At 51.7% G+C, this 232-nt stretch carries 1 protein-coding gene; it reads right to left on the bottom strand.

Going from position 1 to position 232, the window contains the following annotated elements; all coding sequences use genetic code 11:
* Nucleotides 1–232, bottom strand: a 232-nt coding sequence (locus ACGF5R_RS24955) for an Rpn family recombination-promoting nuclease/putative transposase (protein ID WP_387693340.1), incomplete at both ends; no start/stop codon positions are given.

Consider the following 232-nt stretch of genomic DNA (forward strand, 5'->3'; position numbering starts at 1 on the left):
CTCACCATGATAAAACAGCAGAGGCGCCACCAAAGGGAGTTCAGTATGGCCTTTTTTCAGGTGAGCCGCCATGGCTGACATGGCGTAATACATCAACCGCCAGGCCATCAACGGGTCAGGGGTGGATTGATGTTCAATCAGACAGTAGATATAACCTTGTCCCCGAGCCGTTTCAACCGAGTACAGCACATCACTGTGCAGTTGACGTAAATGCCGGTCCACAAAACTGCCG

The sequence above is a fragment of the Photorhabdus sp. RM71S genome (assembly GCF_042879355.1).
Classification (GTDB): domain Bacteria; phylum Pseudomonadota; class Gammaproteobacteria; order Enterobacterales; family Enterobacteriaceae; genus Photorhabdus; species Photorhabdus kayaii.